The organism is Bacteroides sp. D2 (assembly GCF_025147085.1).
Lineage (GTDB): Bacteria > Bacteroidota > Bacteroidia > Bacteroidales > Bacteroidaceae > Bacteroides.
Map to the genome: position 1 here is coordinate 6,893,754 of NZ_CP102261.1, position 20,990 is coordinate 6,914,743.

The 20,990-nt window shown below is 42.8% G+C and carries 14 protein-coding genes and 3 riboswitches; of the genes, 10 read left to right on the forward strand and 4 right to left on the reverse strand.

What is annotated here, in order from left to right:
- Positions 1 to 173: 173 nt before the first annotated feature.
- Genes NQ505_RS25990 through NQ505_RS26000 form a run of 3 tightly spaced genes read right to left on the reverse strand, consistent with a single transcriptional unit; the run spans position 174 to position 3,460 of the window.
- Positions 174 to 1,205: an ABC transporter ATP-binding protein gene (locus NQ505_RS25990; RefSeq protein ID WP_032853524.1), complete on the reverse strand. Its 1,032-nt coding sequence runs from the start codon at positions 1,203 to 1,205 to the stop codon at positions 174 to 176.
- 25 nt (positions 1,206 to 1,230) lie between these two features.
- Positions 1,231 to 2,268 (reverse strand): FecCD family ABC transporter permease, encoded by a 1,038-nt coding sequence (locus tag NQ505_RS25995; RefSeq protein WP_008024880.1) that lies wholly within the window; start codon positions 2,266 to 2,268, stop codon positions 1,231 to 1,233.
- A gap of 7 nt (positions 2,269 to 2,275) precedes the next feature.
- On the reverse strand, positions 2,276 to 3,460 hold the full coding sequence (locus NQ505_RS26000; protein ID WP_008998865.1) for an ABC transporter substrate-binding protein: 1,185 nt from the start codon (positions 3,458 to 3,460) through the stop codon (positions 2,276 to 2,278).
- A gap of 63 nt (positions 3,461 to 3,523) precedes the next feature.
- A riboswitch (cobalamin riboswitch) is annotated at positions 3,524 to 3,736 on the reverse strand.
- Between the two features lie 138 nt (positions 3,737 to 3,874).
- On the opposite strand from NQ505_RS26000, the gene NQ505_RS26005 reads away from it, so the two are divergent.
- The 10 genes from NQ505_RS26005 (at position 3,875) to NQ505_RS26050 (ending at position 18,110) form a co-directional block, all read left to right on the forward strand.
- On the forward strand, positions 3,875 to 5,008 hold the full coding sequence (locus tag NQ505_RS26005; RefSeq protein ID WP_008998866.1) for an ABC transporter substrate-binding protein: 1,134 nt from the start codon (positions 3,875 to 3,877) through the stop codon (positions 5,006 to 5,008).
- Positions 5,005 to 6,021 (forward strand): FecCD family ABC transporter permease, encoded by a 1,017-nt coding sequence (locus NQ505_RS26010; RefSeq protein WP_008998867.1) that lies wholly within the window; start codon positions 5,005 to 5,007, stop codon positions 6,019 to 6,021. Before NQ505_RS26005 ends, NQ505_RS26010 begins: the two co-directional genes overlap by 4 nt.
- Positions 6,018 to 6,773: an ABC transporter ATP-binding protein gene (locus NQ505_RS26015; protein WP_008998868.1), complete on the forward strand. Its 756-nt coding sequence runs from the start codon at positions 6,018 to 6,020 to the stop codon at positions 6,771 to 6,773. The genes NQ505_RS26010 and NQ505_RS26015 overlap by 4 nt, the downstream gene beginning before the upstream one ends.
- A gap of 79 nt (positions 6,774 to 6,852) precedes the next feature.
- A riboswitch (cobalamin riboswitch) is annotated at positions 6,853 to 7,064 on the forward strand.
- A 213-nt stretch (positions 7,065 to 7,277) separates the two neighbouring features.
- A complete protein-coding gene (locus NQ505_RS26020; protein ID WP_008998869.1) occupies positions 7,278 to 8,963 on the forward strand; it encodes a putative transporter in 1,686 nt (561 codons plus the stop codon).
- A gap of 132 nt (positions 8,964 to 9,095) precedes the next feature.
- Positions 9,096 to 9,314, forward strand: a riboswitch (cobalamin riboswitch).
- 136 nt (positions 9,315 to 9,450) lie between these two features.
- Entirely contained in the window at positions 9,451 to 11,514 is a 2,064-nt protein-coding gene (locus tag NQ505_RS26025) for a TonB-dependent receptor (RefSeq protein ID WP_032853492.1), read from the forward strand.
- Positions 11,511 to 12,668: a DUF5074 domain-containing protein gene (locus NQ505_RS26030; protein ID WP_004312388.1), complete on the forward strand. Its 1,158-nt coding sequence runs from the start codon at positions 11,511 to 11,513 to the stop codon at positions 12,666 to 12,668. Before NQ505_RS26025 ends, NQ505_RS26030 begins: the two co-directional genes overlap by 4 nt.
- A 34-nt stretch (positions 12,669 to 12,702) precedes the next feature.
- The gene (locus NQ505_RS26035; RefSeq protein WP_195399426.1) at positions 12,703 to 14,322 is read left to right on the forward strand and encodes a PL29 family lyase N-terminal domain-containing protein; all 1,620 of its coding nucleotides are present in this window, start codon (positions 12,703 to 12,705) and stop codon (positions 14,320 to 14,322) included.
- A complete protein-coding gene (locus tag NQ505_RS26040; RefSeq protein ID WP_008998871.1) occupies positions 14,322 to 16,034 on the forward strand; it encodes a PKD-like domain-containing protein in 1,713 nt (570 codons plus the stop codon). The genes NQ505_RS26035 and NQ505_RS26040 overlap by 1 nt, the downstream gene beginning before the upstream one ends.
- Positions 16,035 to 16,162: 128 nt before the next feature.
- Complete coding sequence (locus tag NQ505_RS26045; protein WP_008998872.1) at positions 16,163 to 17,518, forward strand: MATE family efflux transporter; 1,356 nt, start codon at positions 16,163 to 16,165, stop codon at positions 17,516 to 17,518.
- 13 nt (positions 17,519 to 17,531) lie between these two features.
- A complete protein-coding gene (locus NQ505_RS26050) occupies positions 17,532 to 18,110 on the forward strand; it encodes a Crp/Fnr family transcriptional regulator (RefSeq protein WP_008998873.1) in 579 nt (192 codons plus the stop codon).
- A 128-nt stretch (positions 18,111 to 18,238) separates the two neighbouring features.
- On the opposite strand, the gene NQ505_RS26055 is transcribed toward NQ505_RS26050, so the two are convergent.
- Positions 18,239 to 20,977, reverse strand: coding sequence for a GH92 family glycosyl hydrolase (locus tag NQ505_RS26055; RefSeq protein ID WP_008998874.1), 2,739 nt, complete (start codon positions 20,975 to 20,977; stop codon positions 18,239 to 18,241).
- Positions 20,978 to 20,990: the final 13 nt, after the last annotated feature.

Sequence of the window (20,990 nt, forward strand, 5' to 3'; positions counted from 1 at the left end):
GTACTGTCACTGTGCTGTCACATGCTGCCGTCACACCACTACTCATTCACTGTCAGATGTTTAAATACAAACATGTGACAGGTGACAGCATTTTTTTACTTTTTAATTCTATAGTAGAGTGTTAAGAGATTATATTTCGGCTCATTTCCATACAGTTTTGAGGATTTTTTGAATCAACTATATCTGCTATTCACTAGATAACCGGACACCAACTTGAGCAATACCTCAATGTCTTCCGCTTTTCGAACTTCATTCTCCGGCAAATGCAGCAAAAATCCTTCCGTCTGAAGATTACCTGTTTCTATGTAAACATCAGATTCAATCTCACGCCCTGCCAGAATTCCATTTCGCAAAAGAGCTTTCCTGACCATCGCATACTTTTGGCCATGCCCTTCAAGACGCATCTTTACAGAATATTCATTGTTGATTTTAAATAATCCTGTATTTTGGTCGAACATGATTCCTTTACGGGAAAAGAAGTTACTTAATGTACCATTCAGTGACAAGTCTTCAGGAGTTCCGATAGTCACTCCGTTTTCTTTATCCATCATCCAGACTTTATCGGCAATCTGTAAAGCCAGTTCCAAATCATGGGTACTCATGAAAATAGTTTTCCCCGTATCACGGGATAACCGATGCAACAGTTGCATCATCTCCACTTTACTCGGAAAATCAAGGAAAGCAGTCGGTTCATCCAGAAAAATCACAGGTGTTTCCTGCGCCAACGCTTTGGCAATCATTACCTTTTGTTTTTCTCCGTCACTCAACGTATGCATCATCCGACCGGTTAGCACCTCTATCCCCACACCGGCTATCGCACGGGAAACAATTTCTTTATCTCCTTTCTTCAACACTCCCCAAAAACCGGTATAAGGACTTCTTCCTAACGCTACCATCTCTTCCACCGTCATATTACGCAAGTCGCACTTTTCTGTCAGCACCACACTGATGACTTTCGACATATCCGCATCGGAATATTTCTCAACCTCTTTATTCATAATCCGGATCTCTCCCGACAATTTCGGTAGGAAACCGGACAGTGTATGCAACAAAGTGGACTTTCCCGCTCCATTGGCTCCAAGCAGGCAAGTGAGTTCGCCAGCATAAATACTGGCATTGATATCACGGGCTACGATATGCGTTTTATGCTTTCCTTTATAGCCTGTGGCCAGGTTCCTGATAGTTATGGTTTCTTGCTCTTGCATGTTAAGTTTCTCCCTGTTCTGATTATCATTCATTTACCTCTCCCTTACGCTTACGGAACAACACCGACACTACCACCGGTGCACCGACCAAAGCTGTGACGGAGTTGACCGGCAAAGCACCTTCAAACCCCGGCATACGGGCTATCAGATTACACAATAACGCCATTGCCGCCCCTACCAGTAAAGAAGAAGGCATCAATATCCGATGGTCGGAAGTACGGAACAAAGCACGGCAAAGATGCGGCACAGCCAGTCCCAGAAAAACAATCGGCCCACAATAAGCCGTTACAATCGCCACCAAAGCTCCGGAACAGGAGATTACCAACAAACGGGCACGTTTGATATTCAAGCCCAGATTTCGCGCATAACTGTCTCCAAGCAACAACAGATTCAATGTCTTAATCAACAGAAAAGAGAGTGGAAGAAGTACAGCCATTGTGCAAAGGAATGGGAATAACTGGTCACCGGAAATACGGGAAAAGCTTCCTAATCCCCAAATGACATACGCGCGAATATCTTCTTCGACGCTGAAAAACTTCAAGACTCCAATCACGGCATTGGCTACATAACCAATCATCACACCGATAATCAACAGAGTCACGTTTCCTTTTACTTTCTGTGAGGCGAAAGCAATAAGCGCCATGATAGACAATGCTCCTGCAATAGCGGCAACCGTCAGCGCCAATTCACCAATCAGCCCCAGACTGCTCAACGCCACTCCTCCAAGACTGCCCGACAATAAAACGACAAAAGCCACTCCCATACTCGCTCCGGAACTAATCCCCAACACTGAAGGCCCTGCCAACGGGTTTCTGAAAACTGTCTGCATCTGCAATCCGCTGACGGACAACCCTGCTCCGGCAACCAACGCAGTGACTGCCTGAGGCATTCTTGATTTCCAGATAATATTCGTCCAGATGTGGTTCTCATGATCTCCCCACAGGCAAATATCCCATACAGCACGAAACGGTATAGATACAGAACCCAATACGAGATTCAGGAAGAAAAGAAAAAAAATCAATCCAACCAACAGAAGCATCAACAACCAGACAGGAGTTTTCATACCCTTCTCATTTTAAAAGCTCATAAAAAACGGGAGTATATTCCGGTAGCAGTTCCGGATGAAATACTTTAATCAAATCTTTCAGCAGCACTTCCGGATGAGTGGGAACATTCTCATAATAAGGTTTCTCCTTGAGATTGCAATAAATCACTCCTTTATCTTTGAATGCCCGGAAATCTGCATACCGGGAATCCTGCGCTTTCAAGGCGTCGTAAGTGAACGTGCCGTTATGACTGTTCAATATCCGCCAATAATCAGCACTTTCCGCGCGGCTGTAAACAGTCTCAAAGTCTAAAGTCACTCCACCTGTATTCGGATCATCTTTTAGGAAATAATCGGCACCGGCATCCCGGAAAAGTTGTGCGAGGAAATTACGTCCTCCTACGGCGTACCAATTGCCGCCACGCAATTCACCACTAAAAACAACCGGTTTTTTCTCTATCTTTGCCGTCAGCTGCTTCAATGTATTATATTCAGTCTTAATCGAATCAAAGATTGCATTCGCTTTCTCCTCTTCTCCAATCAGCAGACCGATAAACTTAATCCATTCTGCCTGCCCGAGGGGAGAATTCTCTTTATATCCCAAATGCGGAATCAAAGGAATACCTACCTCTTTCAATGCGTCATATCCTCCCCGTTTAAAAGGAGAAATCAGAATCAGATCGGGATTCATGGAGATAATGACTTCATTATCAAAGTTCCCCTCTATCCCTATCTTACGAATTTTCTTCTCTTTCAACCGGCGTTTTACTTCCTCATTAAACAAATGGCGGGTGCTTGTAATACCTACCACATGATCCAGCTCATCCAGTTTTATAAAATTGGATAGCTGCAACGAAGTCATACAAATGATATTCTTTATCGGAACGGGCTGCACTACATAATCAGCGGATACTTTATTTTTCGCAAAGGCTTCCTTATCCCTGACAAACGCATACTGATAAATTTCCCCTTTACCTTTTTCTTTCTGCGGGTCTTGAATAGTCACCAGACACCCTCCCTCTACATATTGCATTTCAAAACCTTCAGCATATTCCGGAAGAATGATCCGGGAGGAATCAGAGGCGCTAACCGCCACTCCGACTGCCTGCGTATTGTTTTTACTCTTCTGTCCACAAGAAACGAGAAATAACAAAAGGCAAACAACCGGCCAGTATTTTCCTTTCAGCCGCATACTATTATATCTGCTCATATTTTATCTATAAGATTAATCTTCAGATTATTCAAGTATTTTTCGAACCTTACTCCCGGAAAGTATCGAAAACTTCATTCTGGCAGGTCTTCTGACTTGCTCCATTTTCCTGACGCCCTTCCCGCCTCTTCATGATCGAGACAGTGGATTTGAGTATTGCAGGAAAACTTCAGCGGAGCTTACAGCAGCGGGTCTGTTCAGGATTTTCACCTGATTCCCTTTTCACCACTCTTTCCGTAGCATCGGAAAAGTGACACCAAAATTCACCTTGCAAAGATACATAAATAGGAATGATTTCGGAGAAAATGCAATAAAAAAAGAAAGAATATCTCCAAAGATACTTATCTTTGCCCCGCAATGTCAATCTTCAGACACCGAAAATTATTTATTCATTTAAAAGATACACGAATAAAGATGAAATCTCCTATTTCAATCCTCACATGGCTATGTCTTCTCTTCCTGGCTAGTTGTATATCCAACAAGAAGACTTCTCTCGAGGCTTTCAAACAGGATGTCTATACACCTGAATACGCAACCGGATTCAAGATTCTGGGTGCGGACAATACCGCCAGCACACTTATTCAGGTTTCCAACCCATGGCAGGGAGCCAAGGACGTGAAAATGTCTTATTTCATTTCCCGCAACGGTGAACAAGCGCCTGCCGGATTTACCGGTCCTACGATTCCTGCCGGAGCAAAACGTATCGTATGTATGGCTTCTTCCTACATCGCCATGTTCGACGCTCTAGGTCAAGTGGACAAAATTGTCGGAGTATCGGGCATCGACTATGTATCCAATCCATATATTCTTGCACACAAAGATTCTATCAAGGACATGGGTCCCGAAATGAATTATGAGTTATTATTGGGACTGAAACCGGATGTTGTCCTGTTATACGGTATCGGAGATGCGCAAACTGCCGTAACAGACAAACTGAAAGAACTGTATATACCTTATATGTATGTAGGAGAATATTTGGAGGAATCACCGCTTGGTAAAGCCGAATGGCTGGTAGCTCTTGCCGAATTAACAGACAGCAGGGAAAAAGGCATCGAAATATTCCGTGAAATCCCTAAACGTTATCAAGTTTTGAAAGCGCTCACCGAATCGGTAGAGCAACGTCCTACCGTTATGCTCAATACCCCGTGGAACGACAGTTGGGTGATGCCTTCCACACAAAGTTACATGGCACAATTGGTAACTGATGCAGGTGCGGATTACATCTACAAAGAAAACACTTCTAACAGTTCCACTCCCATCGGACTGGAAACAGCTTACAAACTGATACAAAAGGCCGACTACTGGATTAATGTAGGCATGGCTTCTACGTTGGATGAATTAAAGACGGTCAATCCTAAATTTGTAGACGCCAAAGCTGTACGCGAAAAAACTGTTTACAACAACAATTTACGAACAACACCGACAGGAGGTAATGACTACTGGGAATCTGCAGTGGTACGTCCCGACGTCGTATTGCGTGATCTGATTCATATCTTTCACCCCGAACTCGTATCCGATTCACTTTACTATTACAGACACCTGGAATGAAACAGCCTGATAAACGTACTCCCTTTTTATTCATTACACTGGGTATAGTTGCCATACTGTTATTACTGATAGACATGGCAACGGGAGATACATATATTCCTATCACCAAGGTATGGGCTGTACTCACCGGAGGCGAATGTGACGAAATGACACGGAATATTCTCCTTTCTATCCGTTTCATACGGGTAGTGGTAGCGGCTTTGATAGGAATAGCACTCTCCGTTAGCGGTTTACAGATGCAAACAGTATTCCAGAATCCGTTGGCAGATCCTTACCTGCTGGGAGTAAGTTCCGGTGCAGGACTGGGCGTAGCTCTGTTCATACTAGGTGCTCCATTACTTGGATGGGCGGAGTTTCCAATTCTTCAGTCGCTGGGTATCGTAGGTTCGGGCTGGATAGGAACTGCCATAATCTTATTGGGAGTAGCCATTATCAGCCGGAAAGTAAAAAACATTCTCGGTGTGCTGATTATGGGAGTTATGATAGGCTACGTAGCAGGCGCTATCATTCAGATACTCCAATACCTAAGTTCTGCCGAACAACTGAAAATGTTCACACTCTGGTCAATGGGATCTCTTAGCCATATCACAGTCACCCAACTGGGAATTATGATACCGATGCTATGTATCGGCTTACTGATTTCCGTAGCCTGTATCAAATCGCTGAACCTGCTACTGCTCGGTGAAAATTATGCACGAACGATGGGAATGAACATAAAACGTTCACGCACGTTCATCTTCGTTTCTACCGCACTGCTGACAGGAACGGTCACCGCTTTCTGTGGTCCGGTAGGATTTATCGGCCTGGCAGTACCGCATGTCACACGACTGCTATTCAACAATGCCGACCACCGGATACTGGTCCCCGGCACCATGCTGACAGGGCTTATCAGCATGCTTCTCTGCGACATCATCGCCAAGAAGTTCCTACTTCCGGTTAACTGCATCACCGCCTTGCTAGGTGTTCCGGTTATTTTATGGGTAATTGCTAAAAACTTGCGTAGATTCAAATGATAGAACTTAAAGAACTGACATTAGGATATGGACAGCGCACGCTGTTGGAAACGGTAAATGCCCGAATCACAGGCGGACAACTCGTTGCCCTGCTGGGACGAAACGGAACGGGAAAGAGCACCCTGCTCCGTGCTATGATGGGACTGGAAAAGCCTCAATCAGGAGAAATTACTCTGCAAGGAAAAAACATAGCTTCATTGAAACCGGAAAAATTAGCCCGGAATATCAGCTTTGTCACCACCGATAAAGTACGCATCGCCAATCTCTGCTGTAAAGATGTAGTAGCCTTAGGGCGTGCTCCCTATACCAACTGGATCGGCCAACTGCAACCGGAAGACCAAAAGCGGGTGGATGACGCTATGCAGCTAGTCGGTATGTCCGGTTATGCAGAAAAGACAATGGATAAAATGTCCGATGGCGAATGTCAGCGAATCATGATTGCCCGTGCTCTTGCACAGGATACTCCCGTCATCCTGCTTGATGAGCCGACCGCCTTCCTGGACTTACCTAACCGCTACGAGCTCTGTTTGCTTTTAAAGAAACTGGCACAGGAAGAAAAAAAATGTGTCTTATTCTCCACTCATGACCTCGACATCGCTTTATCGCTTTGCGACTCCATCATGCTCATAGATAATCCGCAGATGTACACGCTGCCTACTCCGGAAATGGTGGCCAGCGGACATATAGAAAGACTTTTCCGAAATGAATCCGTCACGTTTGATGTGCAGGAGATGAGAGTACGCATCAAATAAACAAACAGATATCCGACAAGAATCAGACTGTGTATAAAATAAATAGGTAGCATTCATTTGGGTTCCTATATAAATTCGCTATCTTTGCCCCCGAATTGGTTTCAGATAGCCATATCAACTATCTGAATTAAAAGGGAATCGGGTGTAAATCCCGGACAGTCCCGCTGCTGTGAAACTCCATTCAACTTCTTGATATTTACTTTTACCACTGACCAGGTATCGATAGTCAAGGTCGGGAAGGCATCAGGAAGGGAGTCAGTCAGAAGACCTGCCATTCATACCTTTATAGTTGTTTTTACTCGTGGGATAGGAAAACGGCAGACTGTAAAAAAAGAATCGAGTAGTCATGACATCGGAAATGATTGAAGGAGGATAAATTCTCTCTAGCTAAAATATCAAAAGGACGGCATTAGACCGTCATGCTCAATGTGTGCGTATCCCCGCAGAAGTGATTTCTCCGGGGGTACTTTTAGCTAAACTAAATATCATCATATAATAATCACAATGGAAGTTCTAAGAAATTTATTTGAAGGTTACCCCAATCTTTGGGGCGGCGGAGTGGCACACTCCGTACTGATTCTGTCACTAACCATAGCGTTTGGAATCATCCTTGCAAAAATCAAAGTGCGGGGAGTATCTCTGGGAGTTACCTGGATACTCTTTGTCGGAATCGTATTCGGCCATTTCAACATGAATCTGGACGAACACCTGCTCCACTTTCTAAAAGAATTCGGATTGATTCTGTTTGTTTACTCAATTGGTTTGCAAGTGGGGCCCGGCTTTTTTTCGGCATTCAAAAAGGGTGGCTTCACCTTGAATATGCTGGCCATGCTAGTAGTAGTATTAGGAGTAACCATTACTATCATCCTGCACTTCACCACCGGAACTCCGATTACCACAATGGTAGGTATTCTGTCCGGAGCCGTCACCAACACTCCGGGACTGGGAGCCGCACAACAGGCCAACAGTGATTTGAATGGTATAGACGCTCCCGAAATTGCTTTAGGATATGCTGTCAGTTATCCGCTGGGTGTAGTAGGTATCATCCTCTCACTGCTTGCTTTGAAATATCTCCTGCGCATCAATACTGCTCAAGAAGAAAAAGATGCAGAAGTCGGTCTGGGACATCTTCAGGAACTTACTGTACGCCCTATCTCCATCGAGGTGAGAAACGAATCGGTAAACGGTATCAAGATTAAAGAACTCCGCCCGTTACTGAACCGTAAATTTGTCATTTCCCGCATCAAACACCGCGAAGGTGGAGAAACCGAATTGGTTAATTCCGAGACAACCCTACATGTAGGGGATATCATATTAGTGATCTCTACCCCGATTGACGTGGAAGCAATCACTGTATTCTTCGGAAAGGAAATCAAAATGGAATGGGAACAACTGAACAAAGAGCTCATTTCACGCCGTATCCTGATTACTAAACCGGAATTGAACGGGAAAACGCTTTCACAACTCAAAATCAGAAATAACTTCGGAGCAAACATCACCCGCGTCAATCGTTCGGGAGTAGACTTGGTAGCCTCTCCACAATTACAGTTACAAATGGGAGACCGTGTCACCATTGTAGGTTCCGAACTGGCTGTTGCCCATGCAGAGAAAGTACTTGGCAACTCCATGAAACGCTTAAATCATCCGAACCTGATTCCTATCTTTATAGGTATCGCTTTAGGATGTATTCTGGGAAGTCTTCCTTTCGCATTTCCCGGAATTCCACAACCTGTGAAACTAGGATTGGCAGGCGGTCCGCTCATCGTTTCTATCCTGATTAGCCGTTTCGGTCCGAAATACAAGCTGATTACTTATACCACCATGAGTGCCAACCTGATGCTTCGTGAAATCGGTATTTCCATCTTCCTCGCCTGCGTAGGTTTGGGAGCAGGCGAAGGCTTTGTAGACACAGTCATTCATGGCGGAGGATATGTATGGGTAGGCTACGGAGTCATTATAACCATCCTGCCACTTCTGATTACAGGATTGATAGGACGGTATTATTGCAAGCTGAATTATTTCACGCTTATCGGGGTTCTGGCTGGTTCTACTACCAATCCGCCGGCATTGGCTTACTCCAATGACCTGACCTCCTGTGATGCACCTGCCGTTGGTTACGCTACGGTATATCCGCTCACCATGTTTCTGCGAGTATTGACGGCACAAATATTGATTCTGTCGTTGGGATAACATATTAATATATCCTTTTTCCATCCAATTGATTATTAACAAATGGGGAAAACAGAATCAGATGCCGGAATATTTGTTATTGGTCAGTGGGATATTTTTTTAGAATAAAACAAACTAATTAATAAAAACTTTCTAACTTTGTGCCGTTAAGGTTTCCTTGAACAACTTTCACGTTGTTAAGGAATGAAAAGGGAATGCCGTGTAAACCGGCAACAGAACCTGCTGCTGTAAATCTCCGCTCCTTGTAATCAGAGAGCAAAATTGCAACACGAAAGTCACTGGATAGTTTATCTGGGAAGGCGTTGCAAAATGGGATGAGTCAGAAGACCTGCCTTGATGCTCTGATTTACACCTGCGGGATTTCGGGTAGTAGTCAAATAGAAAATAAGCAATTATCTTTTATTTGGTATAATAGCTATATGTCCGTTTGTGTAGATTGAATTCAGATCTGAACAAACGGATTTTTTATACCTATAAAATAAAAGACATGCTTTCTATTCAAGTCCATTCATACCATAAGCATTGTATCCATTTACGGTGGATATTATGTTTGATTCTATCTTTATTTACCACATTACCGGCCATTTCCCAGTCCAGGGTTCGGCATCAGACTTCTCTGTCTGATACACTTCTCAAACTCAAAGAAGTTACTATCTACAGCAACCGGATGCAAAAAAAGATGTCTCCTGTACAGATTCTGTCCGGCAAAGAACTGGAGAAGCTCAATGTTTACTCCGTTGCTGATGCTTTGCGCTACTTTTCCGGAGTACAGATAAAAGATTACGGAGGTATTGGAGGACTAAAAACCGTCAATATACGAAGTATGGGCAGTCATCATGTCGGAGTATTTTATGATGGTATTGAATTAGGAAATGCGCAAAATGGAGTCGTCGATCTAGGCCGGTTTTCATTAGATAATATGGAAGTCATTTCACTGTATAATGGTCAAAAAAGTGCCATCTTCCAACCTGCCAAAGATTATAGTTCCGCAAGTGCCATATATATGCAGACACGAAAGCCCATATTCAAAGGGGAAAAGAAAAACAATCTGAACATCGGGGTGAAAGGCGGTTCATTCTCCACCATCAATCCGTCACTACTTTGGGAACACCGTTTCAACGAACGAATAAGCAGTTCCATCAGTACGGAGTATATGTATACATCAGGACGATATAAATTCACATACGCCAAGAAAGATGGTTACGACACAACAGCTGTTCGTCAAAATGGAGACGTAAGAATGTTACGTTTGGAGAATGCATTCTTCGGAAAAGTCCCCAAAGGAGAATGGAAAGCCAAAGCATACCTATACAATTCGGAACGGGGATACCCCGGAGCTGCGGTAAGAGAAGAACCGGGTAAGTTTCGCCATCAGGACCGGCAATGGGATACCAATCTGTTTGTGCAAGGATCTTTTCAAAACTATTTTAAGCCTTGGTACAGTCTGCTAGCCAACGGAAAATATGCTTATGACTATCTCCACTATTTATCCGATCCCAGACTGGATGTCACCACCATGTATGTAGACAATCACTACCGACAGCAAGAAATCTATGCTTCGGCCGCCCATTTATTCACCATCTATCCCTGGTGGAGTATGTCATTATCCAACGATTTTCAATGGAATACATTACGGGCCGATCTCATAGATTTTGTCTATCCAACCCGTAATACAATCCTGACTTCTGCTGCCACGTCCTTTGACTTCAACCGCCTCATGTTGCAGGCGAGCCTGTTATATACTCATGTCGACGACAATACACGTACCAAAGGAGCCAATGCAGGCACCAAAAACAAATACACTCCGTCTGTCATAGCCACCTGGCAACCATTGACCAAGCTCCCTCTGAATGTACGGGCCTTTTATAAGAAAGTCTTTCGCATGCCAACTCTCAATGATTTGTATTATACTTTTATAGGCAATAAGGACTTAAAACCAGAATATACCACTCAATACGATGTGGGTATCACTTTCTCTCACACTTGGAATAACCATTGGCTGAAAAGCCTGGACTTACAAATAGATGGTTACTATAATGAAGTAGATGATAAAATCATTGCCATGCCTACCTCCAACCAGTTCCGTTGGACTATGATTAATCTCGGACATGTGGAAATTCGGGGATTAGACGCAGCCATACGAGGAGAATGGGGCTTCGGAAAGGTGGAATTTAGCACTCTCTTCAATTACACCTATCAAAAGGCACAGGATTTTACCGATCCTACCAGTGAATGGTATGGAGGCCAGATTCCTTACATACCTTGGCATGGAGGTTCCATCATCCTCAATGGAAGTTACCAAACATGGTCCTGTAACTATAGTTTCATTTATACAGGTGAACGTTATGAAGCAGTCGCCAATATCCCGGAGAACTACGCACAGCCTTGGTATACTCACGATTTTTCCCTATCCAAAACTTTTCAATGGGGGAAAACGGGAATACGTGTAACGGCAGAAATTAATAATATCTTCAATCAGCAATATGAAGTAGTGCAATGCTATCCTATGCCCGGTACAAGTTTTAAAATCAAATTAAACGTCATGTTATGAGAATATCTGTTCTATCCATCATTATCTGTTTTGTTCTTCTGTCGACTTCTTGTCGCGAAGATGAACGCATTATTCCGTCAACTCCCAACCAAGTTACCCCCGGAGTAAGCGGTACCTCTGTCAAAGGTTTCTTTCTACTCAATGAAGGAAATATGGGAAGCAACAAGGCTACCCTTGATTACTTTGATTACGAAACCGGTATCTATCATAAGAATATCTATGCGGAACGGAACCCGGGAGTCGTACAAGAATTGGGGGATGTGGGAAATGATATCCAAATCTATGGAAATAAGTTATATGCCATCATCAACTGTTCTCATTTCGTAGAAGTGATGAATGTAGAAACAGCAAAACACATCACGCAAATTTCCATACCTAATTGCCGTTATATCGTCTTTAAAGATAAATATGCATACGTCAGTTCGTATGCAGGCCCTGTCAAAATAGATCCCAACGCCAGACTGGGGTATGTAGCACGTGTTGACACTACCACACTGACTGTCAAGGATACCTGTGTGGTCGGCTACCAGCCGGAAGAAATGGTGATTGTGGGCAACAAACTCTATGTAGCCAACTCCGGTGGGTATCGCGTACCTAATTATGACCGCACGGTATCCGTCATCGACTTGAACACATTCAAAGTTATCAAAACCATTGATGTGGGAATCAATTTGCATAGAATGGAATTAGACCAATACGGAAATATTTATGTCTCATCCCGGGGAGATTATTATGACACTTACTCCGAAACATTTGTAATAGATTCCAATACCGATAAAGTAATCGAAGAATTACCGCTTCTTCCCAATACAGAAATGGCTATTTGCAGAGATTCACTGTATGTATACAGCACAGAATGGAGTTATTACACCAACAGTTGGACAGTCTCTTACGCTATTTATAATACAAAAACAAAGAAAACTGATACCCGCAATTTTATTACAGATGGTACGGAAAAATCTATCAAGATACCTTATGGAATAGCAATCAATCCGGAAACAGGTGAATTCTTCGTCACCGATGCCAAAGACTATGTGACTCCCGGCACATTATACTGTTTCTCCCGGGATGGAAAAAAGAAATGGTCAGTCATCACGGGGGACATTCCGGCACATATTGCCTTTACAGATAAGAAACTAAAAGAGATTCAATAATTCATATCACTATTACTAATTAAAAACAAAAGCAATGAAGAAAATTCTATTTTTACTGCTCACTGTCGTTACGGTATGCAGTTGCTACAACGACGATGATCTCTGGGATAAAGTCAATGATCTCGACGGACGAGTAGAAACACTAGAAACAACAGTCAAGAAAATGAACTCTGAAATTACAACTTTACAGAGTTTGGTAGACGCATTAAATCAAGGGAAAGTAATCACCAACACGGAACAGACATCTGATGGCTACACATTAACTTTCAGTGATGGAAGCACCGTATCTATAAAAAATGGAAAGAATGGTACAGATGCTCCTGTGATTGGAGTGAAAGCTGACGAAGACGGAATATATTACTGGACCATTACTACCAACGGTACTACAGAATGGCTGCCGGATGCAACTAACAAGTTAAAAGTGACAGGTACAACTCCAGTTATGGGAGTTGACAGTGACGGATACTGGACCGTTGATACAGGTGAAGGAGCCAAACGTATTAACGGAACAGACGGCAAACCTGTGAAAGCGGAAGGACAAGACGGAGACTCTTTCTTCAAATCTGTTACAGTTAATGACAATCATGTACTAGTTACTCTTGCAGATGGAACGTCGTTCACATTGCCCAAAGGGGAAACATATACATTTGACATTGCCAATAGAGATTATACCTTGTTCTCGTCTAATGAAACAAGGACGTATCTTCTTACAACTGCCAATATAGACGACGCAACATTAATTGCTATTCCGCAAGGATGGACAGCGGTTCTTAATGATAAAGACTTAAGAATCACAGCTCCGGCAGTTTCAGGTGATGATGTCAAAGATGGTGAACTTAAAATACTTGTCACTCCGTCCAAAGCTTTCGGTAAAGTAATAAAAATGCAATTAAGAGCAGTGCGTGAAGCCCACTTCTTGACATTCGAGGATGTTGATTATAAAGGTGATGCTAACATGGTAGGAGAAAGAAACTGGTCATCATTAATTGACAGCCAACAATATGGTGGCTCACTACTTTATCCTAAGAATAACCAACTCTATAACTGGAGTGATGCAAACAATACTTTTCTTGCTTCCGAACTTCCTAACGGATGGGGTGATTACCAATACTGGGGTGGCGGACACGCAATTTCCAATTATCTGGATATGGACCTTACTCATGGAGACTTCCAGCACCAACTAGCGGTTTATTATCAGGATGCAAAAACAGGTTTTGGAGGACATAATGGTTCCAAAAACTTCTGTGTACATTACGGCTATGCAGACAATTCCGGATATGCCAACGGTCCATTACCCTATATTTACTTTGGAGACGGGGTTGCTCGTGTAGTTGACCACATGTATGTGACTATGACGACCTACCTAGCCAACTGTGTGGCCAACGGTAACGGTTTGACCGCACCCGCAGGCAAAGATGATTGGGTGAAACTGGTTGCTATCGGTTATGATGAAGATGGAAAAGAAGTAGCTACACGTCCGGAATTTTATTTGGTTGGAGCCGAGGGTAATATACTTGAATGGACAAAATGGGATTTATCCGCATTAGGCAAAGTGGTCAAAATAGACTTTAATGTCACTGGAAGTAATGATAACGGATATGGTTTCAGCCAACCTGCCTATTTTGCTTATGATGATGTAGCAGTGAGATTCTAATGAAACATATTATACTTCTTTTATTTGTTCTGTTAGCATTAGTATCATGCGTGAAAGAAGAGGAGGACTCTCCTCTTCTTTCCGCTCCTGTCATTACCCTGAAAGAAGAATCCCCCATCTATAAAACAAAAATTGGTCGAGAGATAACCATCGCTCCTGTTTATGAAAATACCGATTCGGAAACGACCTTTAACTGGACAATAGATGGAAAGAGTATCTGTACCGCTTCCACCCTGACATTTTCAGCCGATGAAGCAGGCAGGTATTTCATTCTGATTTCTGCCACCAATGCCGGAGGGACAACAGAAAAAGAGATACGTATCGATGTCTTTCAACTTGATGTTCCGACTATCTCTATTGCGGATGCCGACAAAGGTTTCAAAGTGCTTCAAGGCTCTGAACTAACCATTACACCCATAGTAGATTCTTTTCTGGAAACCAGTTACTCCTGGCAAATAAACGGTGAAGATATTTCGAGCGAATTAACCTGTATTCTCCCCACAACCGAACTTGGCGAATATCTGGTTCGTTTTGCTACTCACAATGAAGATGGCGATGACGAAGTAACTTTCAAAGTAGAAGTTTGTTCACCGGATCAAGTAGATTTCAGCTGGACATTCCTGCAAACGGAATATAACATGTCAGTCGGCAGAACTATCCGTATCAGACCGGTTGACGTGAATAATGCACTGGATGCAGTCTATACATGGACTGTGGACAATGAACAAGTGCAATCCGGAGAAAATGATACTTATCTATTTACATCCGAACAGCAGGGAGAACACACGGTAAAGGTAGAAATGAGGAACTCATATATACTCGCTACGCAAACATTAAAAATCAATGTTTGCTCTCCGGCAGGAACATACCAGCGCAAGATTAGCGCCACAAGTTCTGCGTCAATGAACAAAGTATATGAATATTTACCGGCTCCCGGTCAATTCATCAATGAAAACCATACCACAACAACTATGGCAGAAGCCTGCACCTATGCAGAAGACCGAATCAATCAGACAGCTTATGTTTCCCTAGGCGGATTCGGTGGATACATCATCGTTGGATTCGATCATAGCATCGTGAATGATGGAGATTACAACATCGCTATTACAGGAAATGCTTTTGATGGTTCGTCAGAACCGGGAATTGTATGGGTAATGCAGGACGAAAATGGTGATGGGTTACCTAATGACACTTGGTATGAATTGCGCGGATCCGAATATGGGAAAGCCGAAACCTGGCAGGATTATGCCGTCACCTATCATAAACCAACCGGTATTCAGCTTCCCACCCCATGGACAGACAATCATGGTCAAAGTGGTTCTATTGATTATCTGGGCGCTTTTCACCGGCAAGATTATTATTATCCCGCCTGGGTAAAGGAAAAACAATATACTTTGCGAGGTACTCGCCTGAAAGAGCGTAATTACGATCAATCCGGTAATGGTACTTATTGGGTAAATGATAGTTATGAATGGGGATATGCTGATAATTTCAGCGCCATTGATCGTCTGACAGATGATGACAACTATAATGCCGGACCGTCTGACAATCATTTCAAGATATCCCATGCTGTAACTTTCGACGGTAAGGATGCAAACCTGAAGTACGTTGATTTTATCAAAGTACAAGTGGGTGTTAATAGTAAAAGCGGTTGGCTGGGTGAAATATCCACTGAAGTTTTTGGAATAAAGGATTTCAACATGCTCAAATAATTGATAGAATATACATAAGAGATTCTTTTCCCTATTAAATATAGAGATAAAAATTACCAAATGGTAATTTTTATCTCCTCTCATAACCCTACCTTTGTCGCCATTTTCAACAACAAAGGTAGAAAATTATGAAAGATAGTATTGATTTCGGCAGTATGAACATCTCCACGTTGTTCCGTAAGTTACTAATTCCTACGGTACTTGGGATGGTATTCTCGGCTCTGTTCGTTATTACGGACGGTATATTTGTAGGAAAAGGAATTGGCAGTGACGCACTGGCAGCAGTAAATATCACTGCACCGCTTTTTATGATTGCAGCGGGGATTGGACTGATGTTCGGAGTGGGAGCTTCGGTAGTGGCTTCCATTCATTTATCTCAGGGAAAACGCAAAGTGGCAAGTATTAATATCACTCAGGCAATTGCTTTTTCCGCATTGCTCATACTTATCCTGTCTGCTCTGTGTCTTTATTTTATAGAGCCATTAGCCAAATTATTGGGTAGTTCGGACCGATTGTTGCCGTTAGCCGTAGAATATATGGCATGGTACATCCCTTTTCTCGTATTCTACGAAGTATTAAATATAGGAATGTTCTGCATCCGCCTGGATGGTTCGCCCACCTATGCCATGATGTGTAATGCAGTTGCAGCCATACTCAATATCATACTGGATTATATATTCATCTTCGAATTTGGTTGGGGAATGATGGGAGCAGCTTTTGCCACAAGTCTAGGGACTGTTGTGGGAGGGTTGATGACACTGATTTATCTCCTCCGTTTCTCTCGTACCCTCCATCTATGCCGGATAAAGTTAAGTATCAAAAGTCTGTTACTGACTCTTCGCAACATCGGTTATATGATTAAACTGGGAAGTTCTGCTTTTATCAGTGAAGCCTCCATTGCCTGTATGATGTTTCTGGGGAACTACGTTTTCATCCATCATCTCGGTGAAGACGGAGTGGCAGCATTTAGTATTGCCTGTTACTTCTTCCCTATCATCTTCATGGTCTATAATGCCATTGCACAATCCGCACAACCCATTATCAGCTATAACTTCGGAGCCGGACAGCCCGAGCGTGTACGAAAGACACTGCATCTCGCCATTCGGACCGCTTTAATCTGCGGTATCAGCTTTTTCATTCTTACCGTACTATGCTGCCAAGACATTGTTTCGCTATTCATTGACTGCAGCTACGCTGCATTCGATATAGCAGTAAACGGGCTTCCTTATTTCGGAGTAGGATTCATATTCTTTGCCGTCAACATGATTGGCATTGGTTATTATCAAAGCGTTGAAAGAGGTCAGCGGGCAACAATTGTCACCCTTCTCCGGGGAGTAGTGTTTATGTTGATCGGATTCTTTGCGCTCCCTCCGGTATTGGGTACACCGGGTATCTGGCTAGCCGTACCATTGGCAGAGTTATTAACTACTTTCTATATTTTCGGAATTTATTTGAAAGATCGTTTCATTGTCTGCCGACGATAAGTATCTTTGCAATATGAGAACATTCATTGAAAAACTTTGCGATAGATACAAGGTATCAGAAACCGATGTACAGTCTCTACTGAACTGTATGGAAGAGGTACATTTCAAAAAGAGAGATTTAATAGTACGCGAGGGGACAAAGAACTGTAATCTTTATTTTATCAAGACAGGAATATGGCGAGCCTATTATCATAAAGACGGAGTGGACACTACCATCTGGTTTGCTTCAGACGGAGAAGCTGCTTTCTCCGTCTGGGGTTATGTAGATAATGCCTACTCATTAATAAATATTGAGGTCATGTGTGACAGTGTGGCCTATTGTATTTCCCGAACAGCTCTGAATCAGCTATTCGCCTCATCCATCGGACTCGCTAATTTGGGGCTCCGCCTCATGGATCATCAGTTTCTTCAACAGGAAAACTGGCTTATCAGTTCGGGAAGCCCACGGGCTAAAGAACGCTATCTCAACCTTATCAAAGAGACTCCGGAATTATTGCAATATGTGCCTTTAAAACATATTGCGTCTTACTTGTGGATAACTCCGCAGTCGCTAAGTAGGATTCGGGCGAAAATAGCTTCCTCTTCTCTTTAATAGACGCCTCTAAAAGAAGTGGTTCTGTCAACATGATTAGTTATAACAGAACCACTACTCGGCATTTAATGCCATAATCGGCATTATTCCAGTCACTTAATAGAGAAATAACAACTGTTTTATTTCAATTATAAATCTGAGTCCGGAGCCAAATATTTAAGTTTTCCCCACGATTTATTGGGTTCATTACCTAACCATAGCTCAAGCTTTCCTCCTTTCGTAAAGTCTGCATGATTAAATTGTGCATAATTCCATTCCATATCGTTCAATTGCGCACGTTGGATATAACAATTTTCAGCAGAATTATTGTGGGTAGTTATAGTAAATGTACTTCCTTCATAATAATCCCCATTCAGTTTGATTGTGATCTTATCAAAAATAGGTGAAGTAATATCGTAGTATGGAGTATCAGATTCCGTACCTGTTACACTAAATAGTCCAAGTGCCATCAATGCACTGACCCCTCCCATTTGACCTTCATCTTCATCATGACCACCGTACCCTTTATCTGGAGTAATTCCTCCATACGCACGTTCTTTTACCTGACGTACCCAATATTGTGTCAACCAAGGTTTTCCACCATAAGCAAAGATGTGTGCATTAGAACATCCGGGCTGATTAGCATAACTTACGTATCCTCCACTGTAAGCATAAACAAAATCTAAATCTCTTGCCTGCTCAAATGCGAAATTTAATTTCTCGCAAAACTTATCTGCTCCTCCCATCATCTTTACCAGCTTAGGCAGTTCATGAGACAAAGACCAGGTGGCCTGCCAGGAATTCGCTTCCACCCAACCGTTTCCACTCAATGCATCCTGATGTAGCCATTCACCATTTCTCTTTTTCGGAAATACCAAGCCCTGTTCCGCATTGAATAAAGGAGTCCATGCTCGTGAGCGTTTTTCAAACATTCGTGCATCCGAGTGTTTTCCCAACCTTGCAGCCATCCGGCTTGCTCCCCAATCTTGAAACGCCCATTCCAGAGTTTTACTTGCATTGTCCGGACAATAACCATGACTGATATAAAACTTTAAATCATCAGCACTCTCATAGCTCATCATTCCGCCAGGCATATGATTACGTTTTATGACATCAAATGTATGCAAAGGATCGGCTTTTTTCATAATTCCTTTCATATATGTACTTACCAGTAAGCTGGTAGCCGGACAACCGGTCATAATAAATGAATATCCACCCGAACATGCCCCACGAGGCAACAGCTTACCATTATCAGCATACTGAACTAAACAAGCAGATAAATCATCCATGACTTCGGGCCATGCCAGACCCCATAATACGTTCAAATTCCAGTGTGTCAACCAAAGCCCGTCAAAGCCATACATATTAAACTTAGGTTTTCCATCCGCCGTAAGTGGAAGACGACGTACCTTCATAGGTTCAGACGTACGTTTATTGACGTATTTATTTCCGGCATAATCCGGATAATAGCCATTCACATCATTTATTTTATGTCGCCCTAGCAATACATGCCAAAGGTCAGTGTAGAATTTGATGCGTTGAGCATCCGTACCACCTTCAACAGCTATACGTCCTAAAGCCTCATTCCAGACAGAACGGGTTTCTTTACATACCTTGTCAAAATCCCAATGGTTCAGTTCCGCATCCATATTGGCTATTGCATTGTCTACGCTTGTATATGAGAATGCCATTTTAAAAAGCAACTCTTCAGCATTCAATTGTCCAAAGTTCAAAACCATACCGGCAGCATTCCCCGCAATAGCCTCAACATCGGGCAAGACACCTTTCTCATTCCATCCGTCAATGCTTTTTATGGGACGGTTACAATCTAGTACAAAGCTTATTTTTATGCTGTCAGGACCACCCCAAAAGCGTTCTGTCGTGAAAAATTCTCCTACAACACGTGTATTGCTGACACGCAGTAAGGTAGCTTTATCCATAGAGCAATTCCCTAAAACACTACCTACATCCACCAATAATTTGGCATTTACATTTTCGGTATAATTCAAACGGTAGAATGTAGCCCGCTCTGTTGCCGTATACTCCACCCAAGTCTTATACCGGTCCAAATACAGACGATGATAGCCTGGCTGAATTATTTCACTTTCATGTTTAAAAGGTGATTTCCATCCTGCCATACCTTCAGTAGGATTTATTTCCCCTACAACCGGCATAATGTTCGGACCGGAAATCATCCACTCATTTATTTGAGAGAATCCTAAGATATCCGGAAAATTATAATTATATCCGCCACCTCCCTGATTTTTATTGCGGGTGAAAGCATGAGCAGCCACCATACCAAAGGGACGTCCGCCCGGAGTACAGAAGAACCACCGTCCCCGGGTAGTTTCAATATAAGGGTCAACCCACTCTACATAGTCAGTTTGATTACCATGTGCGGCAAAAACTTCGATTTCAGACAACCCCAAATTCTTTCCATTCCCATCTGTTGCCTCAAAACGAATCCATTTCACCTTTTTCTTAGGGAAAGAGATACTTTTCGGGCTTCCATCATTAGGAATAGCTGTTACACTAAGCTGAGATCCATCACTGAAATGAAGAGTTCCACCGGCAAGGTGTTCAGCAAGAGATACCCGGTCATACAGCACCACTCGATCCACACACACTTCTTCATCCCATTCCAACTGTGCCCACGGGGTATACATGACTCCCCACGACGTAACACTTCCCTTGCAAGCCCACTCGCCCTTATCATCATACATTATTTTACCGTCAACCAGGTTGTCGGCAGCATAATTCTCATTCAACACATTAGATACCGTGACATGCGCCCGTGGGGCTATATTATCTTGTGCTGCCTGAAGTACAAGAATATTGCTGCACCATATAGCAGCTACTAGCAATCCTTTTATTATGTTTTGATTCATCATTATATTTTTA